General features: G+C 33.8%; 8 protein-coding genes. 4 read left to right on the forward strand and 4 right to left on the reverse strand.

Translation table 11 applies throughout. The features are described from left to right. Positions 1-624: 624 nt before the first annotated feature. Positions 625-1,014 carry a hypothetical protein gene (locus ACP6PK_RS22785; protein ID WP_426562936.1) on the reverse strand — a complete coding sequence of 130 codons (390 nt, stop codon included), beginning with the start codon at positions 1,012-1,014 and terminating at the stop codon, positions 625-627. A gap of 325 nt (positions 1,015-1,339) precedes the next feature. Then, on the reverse strand, positions 1,340-2,488 hold the full coding sequence (locus ACP6PK_RS22790; RefSeq protein ID WP_426562938.1) for a tyrosine-type recombinase/integrase: 1,149 nt from the start codon (positions 2,486-2,488) through the stop codon (positions 1,340-1,342). A 1,155-nt stretch (positions 2,489-3,643) separates the two neighbouring features. Here ACP6PK_RS22790 and ACP6PK_RS22795 point away from each other — a divergent pair. Then, entirely contained in the window at positions 3,644-4,891 is a 1,248-nt protein-coding gene (locus ACP6PK_RS22795; protein WP_426562940.1) for a J domain-containing protein, read from the forward strand. A 567-nt stretch (positions 4,892-5,458) separates the two neighbouring features. Here ACP6PK_RS22795 and ACP6PK_RS22800 read toward each other — a convergent pair. Together ACP6PK_RS22800 and ACP6PK_RS22805 are read right to left on the reverse strand one after the other, a co-directional pair. After that, positions 5,459-7,069, reverse strand: coding sequence for a B12-binding domain-containing radical SAM protein (locus tag ACP6PK_RS22800; RefSeq protein ID WP_426562942.1), 1,611 nt, complete (start codon positions 7,067-7,069; stop codon positions 5,459-5,461). Between the two features lie 641 nt (positions 7,070-7,710). Further along, complete coding sequence (locus ACP6PK_RS22805; protein WP_426562944.1) at positions 7,711-7,863, reverse strand: hypothetical protein; 153 nt, start codon at positions 7,861-7,863, stop codon at positions 7,711-7,713. A 933-nt stretch (positions 7,864-8,796) separates the two neighbouring features. Here ACP6PK_RS22805 and ACP6PK_RS22810 point away from each other — a divergent pair. The 3 genes from ACP6PK_RS22810 to ACP6PK_RS22820 all read left to right on the forward strand — a co-directional run bounded on the left by ACP6PK_RS22810 (position 8,797) and on the right by ACP6PK_RS22820 (position 12,382). Next, a complete protein-coding gene (locus tag ACP6PK_RS22810; RefSeq protein WP_426562946.1) occupies positions 8,797-10,296 on the forward strand; it encodes a GUN4 domain-containing protein in 1,500 nt (499 codons plus the stop codon). Positions 10,297-10,484: 188 nt separating this feature from the next. Further along, entirely contained in the window at positions 10,485-11,066 is a 582-nt protein-coding gene (locus ACP6PK_RS22815; protein ID WP_426562948.1) for a Uma2 family endonuclease, read from the forward strand. A gap of 368 nt (positions 11,067-11,434) precedes the next feature. Then, complete coding sequence (locus ACP6PK_RS22820; RefSeq protein WP_426562950.1) at positions 11,435-12,382, forward strand: DUF192 domain-containing protein; 948 nt, start codon at positions 11,435-11,437, stop codon at positions 12,380-12,382. Positions 12,383-12,996 lie beyond the last annotated feature (614 nt).

Consider the following 12,996-nt stretch of genomic DNA (forward strand, 5'->3'; position numbering starts at 1 on the left):
TCTAATTTGTGAAGCCCGCCCTTATCGCAGGGTTATCTTTAACTATCCACTCAGCGATAATATCTTCTGTGATTAAATTGACCGTTTTAACTCCTGTGGTAATCTGAATTTCAGCGTATTTTATGTTATTTCGGTTGACCGTTCTCAGGCGTCTAGAAACTTCCTGTTTGGAGATACCAGACAACCGAGCATAACCTTTAACTGAGCAATAACTCTCGCCAGTATGATTATTGATAATTACCTCAATACCATCATCAGAGATGAATGTTTGCTATTTTAATTGGCCATCATTTACTGTCTCCACCTATAAAAACAAAAATCAATTTTAATCAATAATCAGAGACTTTTGTTATGCTTAATCAACCATTTTGTCTGTCACACCTACCCCTAGCGGGTAATATATAATCCCCCCTGGCATAGCTGTGACAAAATAAAAGCCTTTTACAGTGAGGATTTCAGGGAAAAATAATAATTATCATTTATTGGTAATGGCTATCGCTTCTACTGTAAAGTCGGATTAAAAGTTATACTGAAAATCAAGGTTCAAAGGGGTACTCAGAATTCAGGAGTTGAGGCCAATTGCCCCTGATTAATCTAAGTACCCCTTTAGTATTGGAGATTTCTTTAATTCATATTACCTATTTTTAATGGGTAAGATTCTAAAATAATTTCATCTTCCCACCTATCCATAATCAGCCAACCTTCCCAACCCAACGAAGCAACATAAGTCTCATAAAACGCCTTCCTTTTCTCTTCAATTGTGAGTGGTCTTGCACCAAAAGCATCTCTGAAAAAGTCAGTTAAAGACATCTTTGTTAGTGCCATATTTAAAGCTATGGCCTCTTTTTTGCCTTGAGATGCAGCGTATATAATCATACGAGAAAAGTCATCTATACTGATTAGCTTTGCAGACCTCTCTCCTAGGTTTGAATCGGTTAGCACTTCTGAAATATAATCTGTGAAACCTATTTTCTGTAAAGCTTTGAATGTGTTAGCTTTTCTCTTTATCGTCAAAGTTAACCAATTTTTAGCAAAACCTATGGCCTCAGATTATGTTGTAATTGATACATGGTAATACCCATTCGGTAGCTCAAATCCTTCTACTTCAATTTCAGGACAAAATCTTATGATTGCCCGCTTTGCTTTTACTGTTTTATTCATGCTAAGATATCTTTGCGAATTGATATGAGTTAATAGTTGTAGCTTGATTATTTTCCGTCTTTTATAGCTATAATCAAGCTACAATTCTTTGCATATTTTAACACAATGAATCAGCAAGAAAATCGGCAAGAAAATGATAGTAATTGATTTAAAAAATACTCCTACCGATAAACAATACTCAAATTTCAGGAATTACTACTGAATCATCAGCACCCCAATAGTGCTGCAAAATCATCTTTTCAGAAGTCCCAGTCATCTTTGCTGTAGTAGCAATATCTATATCCGTTTCCCTTAATACAAGACTGATAAAGCTGTTTCTGAGGTTATAAGTAGGTAAATCCTTGCTAATTTTACCCGCCTCTTTTAACTGCTTAATAACTGGCTTAAACACCCTCGTGTTGAACTTTTTCTGGTTTATATAAATCCCAGTCACAGAAGGGAAAACCAGCTTTGATTTATTCTGGCACTGCTGCTGAGATAGTAATTCCTTCAATTTATTATTTATCCTAATCTCCCTACCGTCATTAGTTTTTGTCCCGTTAGCCAGATTCCCATGAGTAAAACGTTTGTTAATACTAATAATTCCTTGGGTTAAATCAATATCTTCCCAAGTTAAAGCGATCGCCTCTTCAGGTCTACAACCCGTATAAGCCAAGAAAGCAACGTAGGGATAATAATGCTTATGTTTCTCCTGAAAAGCCTTTAATATCTCATTAATTTCACCCCTAGACCATGCTTCCTTGCTTCTGTTGGTACCCTTAGGTAACTTCGGTAAAAATGACTTAATGTCCTTCCAAGGATTTTTAATATCATTACGTTTAGCCCAGGCATTAGTAGCGCAGACTATTTCATCCAACGCACGTTTCATCGTGGACGGGGAGTAGTATTTGAGCAAAGTATCTACTACCTTATTTGCTGATTCTTGCTTGCAGTCAACTATATTTAGAAACTTATCCGCAAACTTCCACGAGTTCTTTTGAGTAGATATTGCAATTTTATCTTTCTTGATTTCCTTGTGCCTTTCCCAGATTTGTTTAAGATTCCAACTTAATTCCTCATTAGTCGGTTTAATACTCTCTGCTTGGTGTCTTTTAGAGGCTCCTAATAAGATATCATCATAGATACCTAACTTACTTTTAGCTAATGCAGTATCAATTTCCTTAGCCTTAGCAGTCGCTATTCTCAGGCCGTCTTTTGTCCCTTCCGGACAAATCTGCAAAGATTTACCCCTTTTGTCAAATGTCCATCTTAATCTAATATGGCCTTTGAAAATCTCAATAGCTACTCGGCCTACCTTTTTGACTGTCCCTTGAGACTTGTTTCTCACTTTTGATGTACCTCAAAAAAAAATACAATCTGAGGTACAGAAAAATAAACTCTAAATCCTTGAGACTCTTGTCTCATATAGCCAAAAAGTGCAATGGCATTGAGGGGGCCAGCGGTTCGAGTTCGCTTAACTCCATATTAATAGGGGTTTGTTTCCAAGGTTTCTTTCCTTTCCTACAGGTACTAATTTAGTATAAATTTAGTATCGCCAAATGGTAAAAAAGAAGCTACAAAATTTTATATTATACCGTCATTCTGGCATAGGATGAGTTGCAACCAACCCTAGCGGTAGAGTTAGTGTCTAAGTCCTAATATTCATCTATACTTTCAATTCAGCACTATCGCAGAAATTGTAAAAATTCAACTTTTTTAGATACTTCTCTGTTATGAGTTGAGCTGTTATATAGCTTTCAAGAATTAAGAATGCGCGAATTAAGAATGCGCGAATTACCTCTCCTTGAAAAGGAGAGGATTGACAAACAGGAAAATTTTTATTTATTATCCCCTTAAAAGGGGAGGCTTTAAACCACAATATTTCAGTAACAATATTTGATGAAATTGATATAAATATTTTGGGAATCATCGTTTTTTTTATTAAAAAATTATTAGTCTTTTGAGAATGGTAATTTTGAGATTTACTTGACCAATAATCTATTATTTTTATTTGTATAAGTATGCAATTACTGATAGTAAAGAATGATTTTCTACGGCGAAGTTATGAAAATTGTGTTTTATTTTGATGATGGTAATTTAATCAGGATTGAGAGTTAATATTAATTTATATTCAGTTTTTTCCATGATTTAGCACCTAAAAAATTCCTTTGAACAGATTTCAGGAAATTTGTTGTCAATACTTGTTAATAAATATTATCGACATTATGAAGGAATATTTAAAAGTAGGAAAACTCCCAACTAAAAGTTAAATATTTAACTGATAGTAGTTATCATATTAATGAAATACAGTATTTTTACTATTCCTTATTCCCTAAAATCTAAAATTTGTCTATCTCACCAATTTGATAAACTATATATAAAAAAGGATGTAATTCTTTCTGATTTTATTGATAATTATGTTGTTTTCTATAAACATTGAGATATTTTATGATATGATCGGTAAGAATTGCCTAAAAGCAGTGCTTTGGGAAACTGGGGTTAGATGGAAAAAGAGCATAACTATTATGAAGTTTTAGGAGTATCAAAAGATGCTTCAGCAGAACAGATTAAAAAAGCCTATCATAGCCTAGCACGTCAGTATCATCCTGACGTCAATTCAGGGGATATAAATGCAGCAGAAAAATTTAAAGAAATTAATTCAGTATATGAGATTCTTTCTGACCCATTCAAGCGATCGCAATATGACCAAACTGTAGGGGAAGCGGAGGAATTATATAAACGAGGAGTTGCTAAAAGTCAGCTTGGAGATTATCAAGGTGCAATATTAGATTATACAAAGGCACTGGAAATTAATCCTGATTGGGCAGAAGTTTTATATCATAGAGGATTTGCTAGTTATAAATTGCAAGATTATCGGAATGCTGATATTGATTATACTAAGGCGTTATTTTTAGACCCATATTTAGTAGAAGTTTACTATTATCGGGGTTTATGTCGGATGAAATTAAGGTATATTCAAGCTGGTATGGAAGACTATACTAAAGCATTAGAAATAAATCCGAATTTTGCTCATATTTATTATCAGCGTGGTTTGGTTTATTTAGAATTACAAGAACATCGTTTTGCAAGATTGGATTTCAGAAAAGCTGCCCAACTTTTTGCAGAGCAAGGAGATAGAGCTAATTCTCAAAGATCCCTAGAAGCTATTAAAAGTTTAGAGGATTTTTCCTGGGCAGAAATACGAGAAATATTGCAGAGAACTTTTCAGGATAGTTGGATTGCAGTAAAGACTTTTATACCGAATCCAATAGGTGGTTTATTACCAGCTTTTGCGCAATTAGAACAGAAAAGATCACTGAATGTAGCAATTTTATTAGGCATAATATTTGAAGTTTTCTTTGTAATAGGAATTAGTCTAATTTTACAACGATTGGATGGAGCTAATCATACAGGATTTTTATTGTTAATAATTATTGGTATTATTCCTTTTGTAAATCTAATAGTTACAAGTGGTTTTGCCAGACTAATATTTAAAACTAATGGTAGTTTAACGGGAGATTTGTTTATTGCAGGTGCGTCACTATTACCTCTAGGTTTACTGGTGTTCATTAGTGGAGTTTTAAATAATTGGGTAATTAGTTTTATTTTAGCTACGTTTGCTCTTTGTTATACAATTTTAATTATGTATAGTGGTTGTCAAAAAATTTCTAATATTTCTGAAGAAAAATCTGCTCTAGTGGTACCTATTATGTTATTGGTGACTGGCTTGCCATTTGGTTTAATTAACTAGATAAATATAATTCTAGGGAATAGGAAGTAGGGAGTAGGAAGTAGGGAGTAGGGAGTAGGAAGTAGGAAGTAGGGAGTAGGGAGTAGGGAGTAGGGAGTAGGGCAGAGAAAATCTGAAGAAAAATCTGCTCTAGTGGTATTTATTATGTTATTAGTAAATTGGTTGCTATTTGATTTAATTAACTAGATAAATATAATTCTAGGGAGTAGAAAGTAAGGCAGAGAAAATCTGAAGAAAAATCTGCAAGATTAGATAACTGCGACAAAAAGCTGATTACCAAAAATTGATACTTTAGTGCTTTAGAAAGACCAAGAATGTATTATTTTAGTCTAGGTACATCCTTAGACCAAATAATTTGTGATTATTTTGCAGCATAAAGTCTGAGTTTGATTTGAAGTAACTATATATGTTGGGTTTCGGTTCCTCAACCCAACCTACGGTATTATAATTATCTGAACATAATATTAGTTAATCGGGCAAAAATTATGACAGTATTTTTCAGCTTATAGAAACATAAAGAATTTGTAGGGAATTTTATAGAATCTCCCTACAAATTCTTTGATAATATTAAGCGACTTCTTCTTTTATCTCTTCTACTTCTTCCTTTTGACTGCTGACTTCTTCTTTAATCACACTTAACTTTTTATTCTCAGCTAAATATTCAGCTAACTGTGCTTCAATTTTTTCTTTGACAATATGACGATACTCATAAAAATGTTCTATATGAGCGGAGGTACTTATATAAGATGTTAAAGCACTAGGATTATTTTTTCTAATGCTAAACAAATGATGCCAAAATTTCCAACGAGTGTTCCGCTTTATTCCCTGTCGCCAACAAATAATCAACAATGCTCGTAATTCTATCCAACTTGGCATTTTTGCAGCACCTTTAGCAGTGGGAGCGCCCATCATTAGAAAATGTCGATAAGTTCGATCTAAAAATTTTTCATAGTCATACAACTGCCAAAATGCTTCTACATATTCTCTGGCAATATCTTCTATTGGTCTGGTGGGGATAAAATTTGTCAAGGTTACTTGATTGATGTTAGCACCTTTATCTAAAAGGCGACCTTCCTTTTTCAGACGATGCCAAAGTGCGGTATTTGGTAAGACTTGCAACATACTAAACATGGCAGTGGGAATAGTTGTCTCTTCCACAAATTTAACGATGCGATCGCCTGCTCCTGGTTTTTCTCCATCAAAACCAATAATAAACCCTGCCATTACTCTGATGCCAGACTTAATAATTTTCTCTACTGCTTCATTGAGAGGGTTACGATTATTTTGATATTTATGGGTTAACTCTAAACTATCTTCATCAGGGGTTTCTATTCCCAAAAATACCGCTCTCAGATTGCAGTCTACCATTAATTGCATTAATTCTGGGTCTTCTGCTAAGTTAACGGAAGCTTCTGTCGTCAGTTTAAATGGACATTGATGTTCTGCTTGCCAAACTTTTAATTCTTTGAGCAACAATTTAACATTACGCTTATTGCCAATAAAGTTGTCATCTACCATAAATAGAGAACCACGCCATCCTAAGTCGTATAAGCAATCTAATTCTGCTAATAATTGTGCTGGCGTTTTGGTACGGGGTTTACGACCATACAGAACAATAATATCGCAAAATTCACATTGGAACGGACAACCACGGGAAAATTGCACCGACATGGATTCATAATATTGCATTTCCAATAAATCGAATCTGGGAATAGGAGTTGTTGTCACATCCGGTTTATTCCCATCTGCACGGAAAATACCATGAGTTTCACCACGTTTGACAGCATCGATAAACATTGGCAAAGTAATTTCCCCTTCGTCCAGAATCAGAAAATCTACACCACTGTCCAATTGTTCTTGAGGTAATGCTGTGGGATATGGACCACCACAGGCCACTAATTTATTACGTCGTTTTGCTTCCCGGATTTGGTCATGTAAGTCTTCTTTTTGGACAATCATCGCCGAGAGTATTACTAAATCTGCCCATTCCCATTCTGCTTCTGTTACTGCTCTGATGTTTCTATCGACTAATTTATATTCCCATTCCTGGGGTAAGATGGCTGCTACTGTTACTAAACCTAACGGAGGTAGCATTACTTTGCGATTTATCAGTTCTAGAATTTTTTCAAAAGACCAGAAAGATTGGGGAAATAAGGGATAAATTAATAAAACTCGCATTAAATATTAGTTCCTCAAATTAGGATTAAATGTCAGTTTACACAGACTAAGCCTAACTTTAACGTTATTAAGTTAATTTCGGCATTAATTAAACATTAATTATTGATTTGAGAATTCAGGAGTCAGAATTCAGGAATCAGAATAGTTTTGTGAAATTTACTTACTGGAACTATATTGAATTTTTCTTTAGTCTGGAATATGAGAAATAATTTGTTGGGTTTCGTTACCTCAACCCAACCTACAAATTTTTTACTTGTGGCAATTCTAATTAATTGAGATTATTAATGAATTGTTGTACTTTCTGAACATCAAGGTGAAGCATATTAGCAATTTTTTCCACATAAAAACTTTCCCAACCTAGAGTTTAACTTAATTTAAGTTAGCAGTAACTTTTCGTACTTGCTCAACTTCTAGTTCTAAAATTTCGGCAATTTCCTCAACAGAGAAGCCTCTTTTTAACAACTTAGGAATAAATTCTAATTTTGTTTATGTTATTAAGTTCTGAGCAAAACAAGTTTTTTTAAAGCATCAATACTAAACATATTTTCTAACTCCTTAAGACTCATTTGTGGTAATTTATTTAGGATATATATTCTGGAATATGGGAAATAATTTGTTGGGTTTAGTTACCTCAAACCCACCTACATTTTAAGTCGATTTATATTAGGAATAGCTTCTCGTACTTGCTCAACTTTTAGTTCTAAAATTTCGGCAATTTCTTCAACATAAAAGCTTTTTTTTAACAACTTAGGAATAACTTCTAATTTTGTTTCTGTTATTAATTCCTGAGCCAAAAGAGTTTTTTTTAATCATCAATAATAAACATAAATTAGAACTCCTGAAAACTCATTTATAGTAATTTATTTAGGATATATATTCTGGAATAGGGGAAATAATTTGTTGGGTTTTGTTACCTCAACCAAACCTAAAGTTTAACTTAATTTAAGTTAGCAGTAACTTTTCGTACTTGCTCAACTTCTAGTTCTAAAATTTCGGCAATTTCCTCAACAGAGAATCCTCTTTATTAAGAACTTAGGAATAACTTATAGTTGTGTTTATATTTTCGTTTCCAATTTTGTTTCTGCGATTAATTCCTGAGCAAAACGACTTTTTTTAAATCATCAATACTAAACATAGTTTCTGACTCCTGACGACTCATTTGTGGTAATTTTTACAAAACAATAAATGACAATAATTTTAATAATTGCAACTGATAATTTTTATCGGTAAATTGTTGTTTTACTTGATTAATTAATACGGTTTATCTCTCCAAAAATAGTTTTTTATCCTCTACAAATAATTGAACAATTTGTACACCTAAAGGATTTGTTTTACTCACTTATAATTCATTCAAATAGATGCGGTATTCATTAATATATAATGAATAATTGATAATAAAAACTGTCTCTAATTATCAATTATATATTTAAAAGGAGAGGCTTTAAAATTCTGGGGATTAATTACTGAATAATTAATAATTAAGAGTTGAACCATCAATAATTAATTATTAATTGTTCATTGTTAATTGCTGAAAGCCTATTCCATATAAGTGTGGTAAAGTGATTATAGTAGATTGGCAAAAGATAGAGGTGAAAACTTAATTCCATATTTCAAAAAATATTTAAAAAGTGATTAGTTCTACTGTACTTCATAAACCTGGAATGCACTGTGTTAATTATCAATTATCCATGATCAATTATCCATGATCAATTATCCATTAATTTATTATGTCTCAATGTCTCAACCCAGAATGTCTAGCTATTAATCCCGATAATTTTCAATTCTGTCAAAAATGCGGAGATAAACTATTACTTGTAGAACGTTATTGGGCAAAAAGTATTCTCGGACAAGGTGGTTTTGGTCGAACTTTTTTAGCAGTAGATGAGTTTAAACCTTCTAAACCTTTTTGTGTGATTAAACAGTTTCTTCCTCAAGCTCAGGGAACGGAAACTGTGGCAAAAGCTGCCGAGTTATTTGCACAGGAAGCGGAAAGGTTGGAATTGTTAGGAAAGCATTCACAAATTCCTGAACTTTTTGCTTATTTTTCTGTGGATAGTCGTCAATATTTAGTACAGGAATTTATTAAAGGTGAAACCCTACAACAAGAGTTAGATAATAATGGAGTTTTTAATGAAAGTCAGATTCGAGAATTGTTAATAGACTTATTATCTGTTTTACAGTTTGTTCACAGTCATAATATGATTCATCGGGATATTAAACCGGAGAATATTATTAGGAGAGAGGCAGATGAAAAGTTAGTTTTGGTTGACTTTGGAGCAGCTAAAGTTATTCCGAAAACTCAACGTCGGACTGTGACAGGAACGGTTATTGGTTCGGCAGAATATTGCGCCCCGGAACAGTCGATGGGAAAGGCAAAGTCTGGAAGTGACTTGTATAGTTTGGGGGTGACTTGTTTGCATTTATTGACTCAGATGAATCCATTTGATTTGTATGATGTGATGGAAATGGAATGGGTATGGCGAGATTGTTTAAATGGAAATTTTGTCAGTGATGAATTGGGGAAAGTTTTAGATAGTTTGGTGGAGCAAAAACCGAAGCTACGTTATCAGAAGGTTGAGGATGTTTTGGGTGATTTAGGGTTTGGTAATTCTGCTGTTTCTACTACTCAAGAGAAGCAAGAATATCGACAAAATTTTGCTTCTACTAATGTAAGGATTCCTAATGTTTATCGGTTTGTTCCTCAGTCTAATACCTCTGTTTTGAATACTCAAACAAATCAAAAACATTCACAAAATTTTGCTTCTTCTGATGTACCTTTGGTTTCAGTTAGAGAAGTAAACTATGAAAATTTGCGTGACTTATTAGCAGCAGGAAAGTGGAAAGAAGCAGATAAAGAAACTGAGCGTTGTATGTTGAAAGTAGCAAGGCGAGAAAATGAAGGTTGGTTGGATACTAAAAGTATAGATTGTTTTCCTTGTGAAGACCTCCGCACTATTGACCAACTCTGGGTGAAATATAGTAATGGTAAGTTTGGCTTTTCTGTGCAGAAACAGATTTATCAGAGTTTGGGTGGTAAAAGTTTTTATGATAGAAAAATATGGGAAGCTTTTAGTGATCGAGTAGGATGGCGTAAAGGAGGCAAATGGTTGTATTACTCTGACCTGACTTTTGATTCACATTACACGGGGCATCTCCCCTTTTGTGTGGTTATTTTTAGAAGTGTGGTGTGGGTTCTATTCTCTCGCGCAGAGACTTGTAGACTTTAACATATAGCCGTTTCAGCCGTATGATATTCAGTTATCAGTTTTTCATAACCTATTTATCGCTCATCAAATATCAGTCTTTTCCCGTTTCTATGACAGAAGTTATTGTCATTGCGAGGCTGTTATGGAAATAGCGGGTAGTGGACTATAATATTAGTTATAAATCATCTTTTAATATTTATTACTAAACTATGAATAGCTATACTATCGAACTTGACTCAGTAATTGAAATGACAGACGAACAATTCTTTCAACTCTGTCAAAAAAACCAAGATTTAAGATTTGAAAGAAATGCTAAAGGAGATTTAATTATTATGTCACCTGCTGGTGCAGAAACAGGAAATGGAAATGGTAGATTAACCCAAAAATTATTTAACTGGGCAGACAGAAATCAACTTGGTATTCCTTTTGATTCATCAGCAGGTTTTAATCTCCCAAATGGTGCTAACTGTTCTCCCGATGCTTCCTGGATACCTATAGAAAAATGGAATAATTTAACTCCCGAACAAAGAACAAAATTTTTACCTCTCTGTCCTGATTTTTTAGTGGAATTAATGTCACCTGACGACAGTTTATTAGACACCAGAGAAAAAATGAAAGAATATCTTGAAAATGGCATGAAATTAGGTTGGTTAATTCATCCTAAAAATCAGCAAGTAGAACTTTATCGTTCTGGTAGAGATGTGGAAATATTAGACTCTCCTAAAACATTATCTGGTGAGGATGTTTTACCTGGATTTATTTTAGATATGACAATAATAATGGATAATTGATAATTGATAATTGGATAATTAATCTAACTTCCGTTTCAAAGGGCTATTAAACTTTTATTTTGGAACTATGAAGGTTAGTTATAATATCGACTTTGACTCAGTATTTGATTTATCTGGTGATTTTAAATTACTGATAACTGATAACTGATAACTGATAACTGATAACTGATAACTGATATAACAAGAATTTGGTAACTATATTCATTTATTCATTATTCATTTTGTGAAGCTCCAAAAATCCGTTACTAGAACCAGCTTGCACTTTCTAAATAATTTTGATATGCTTACTTCTATAAGTATTAATTCGCCTATTTATATGATTTTTTATTCAACCAAAAAGCATCTTTTCCCAGAGACTGATAACTGAAATGACTAATATTCAAGGAACACTAGGTATTGACTTTCTCAATGGAACTCCCGATAGTGACATTATCCCTGCTTTAGAAAGTAAAGATATTGTCCAAGGTTTCGGAGGTAATGACCAAATTTTCGGCAACCAGGGCACCGATGTCCTCCAAGGTAATCAAGGGGATGATATTATTTTTGGTGGACAAGGTACCGATACAATTTTTGGTGGGCAAGGAAATGACTTAATTTATGGAGATTTTGGAGCGGACTGGTTAATTGGAGACCGGGGTAGAGATATAATGACTGGGGGTGAAGGAGACGATTTGTTTGCTATTGGTAGACGTGGAGATTTATCTTCTACTGGTGGGATAAATTTGACAGATGCAGATTTAATTACAGATTTTGGGAATGGTGGCGATCGCCTAATCTTAACTGGAGGGTTACAATTTAGTGAGTTAAATATTTTGCCTTCTGAGGGTAATACTATTATTCAAGATAGAGTAACCGGAGAATATTTGGCAGTTTTGTCAGGGGTGACAAATCTTGAGGAGTCGAGTTTTAGTTCTTTGTTAGGTGGGGTGGAGTTAGGTCAAATGTTACCTATTTCAGCACAGGTAAATTTTTCTGGGCAAGTTGTTAATTTGGAGGTAGCGCGAACTCCTTTTGAGCAAGCAGTGGGTTTAATGTTTCGGACTGAGTTGCCTGATAATCAGGGAATGTTATTTTCTATTGACCCTCCTCGGACAGTGAATTTTTGGATGAGAAATGTGTTTATTAATTTGGATATGGTGTTTCTGAGGAATGGGGAGGTACAGGCGATTTTTTCTAATTTGCCTCCTTGTGAAACTGAACCTTGTCCTACTTATGGGCCGGGTACTCCTGTTGATGGGGTGATTGAGTTGAGGGGTGGTAGAGCTATGGAGTTGGGTTTAAGGGTTGGCGATCGTGTAGATATAGTTGAAGTCTAGAAGTTAAAATTCAAAATTCAAAATTCAAAAGTAAGAATTTATAGACTTAAAACTTTTTGATTTTGCTTTTTTCACTACTACACAGAATTTTTTGTTGAATAAAACGTCATTTGCATAGGCGAGTAAACCAATCATAGATTTATTCTATCACAAAATTTAGTTGATTTTTCCTGTCTTTTCTACTCAGATTTTTGGAGTCAGATTTTTGGAGCTTCAGAAAATGAAGATTCTGCTGACTTTATTTGAAAATTTGAAAATGTCTTAATCCTAATGGCGATCGCCTAGATATTCGGTTTCTTTTTTAGCATAAAAATAATTTTCTATTTTGCTTTTTTTACTACCACACAGATTTTTTTGTTGAATAAAAAGTCATGCAAGCGGACGAGCTAATAATTATAAATTTATTGTATCACAAAATTTAGTTGATTTTTCCTGTCTTTTCTACTCAGATTTTTGGAGCTTCAGAAAATGAAGATTCTACTAACTTTATTTGAAAAATGTCTTAACAGTAATAGCAACTAACATATTCAGCTTATTTTTTCACCTGAAAAATACTTTTCTCCCCCACTCCCCCACTCCCCCACTCCCCCACTCCCCCACTCCCCCACTCCCCC

Source organism: Dapis hubbardiae BLCC-M172, assembly GCF_050016015.1.
Classification (GTDB): domain Bacteria; phylum Cyanobacteriota; class Cyanobacteriia; order Cyanobacteriales; family Microcoleaceae; genus Trichodesmium.